Origin of the sequence: Bartonella sp. CL63NXGY, from assembly GCF_042194905.1 — a bacterium.
Taxonomy (GTDB): domain Bacteria; phylum Pseudomonadota; class Alphaproteobacteria; order Rhizobiales; family Rhizobiaceae; genus Bartonella.
In genome coordinates this window covers 307-564 of record NZ_JBHINK010000152.1, presented here as the reverse complement: position 1 = coordinate 564, position 258 = coordinate 307, and the positions used below count along the sequence as shown (strand labels likewise).

The window sequence follows — 258 nt, the reverse complement described above, 5'->3', positions numbered from 1 at the left end:
GAAATGGACTTAACGACAGCGGCTGAGCCAGCCGACGATGATTATCAGCTGCCACCACTGGATTTATTAACTGCAGTTCCCGCAACGGACCAACAAGATGATTTGAAATCAATTAAGTCCAATACAAAGAAATTACAAGATACCTTAAAATCGTTCGGTGTAGAGGCTACGGTTGAAAATGTAAATCTTGGGCCTTCGGTTACTAAATACGAATTACGTCCAGCAGTAGGGGTTAAGGTGAGCCGAATTACTCATCTA

The 258-nt window shown here is 42.6% G+C and carries 1 protein-coding gene; it reads left to right on the top strand.

The window, feature by feature from the left end; genetic code table 11:
• Positions 1-258: DNA translocase FtsK (locus ACFIK0_RS09850; protein ID WP_375663983.1), on the top strand; the 258-nt coding region annotated here is incomplete at both ends.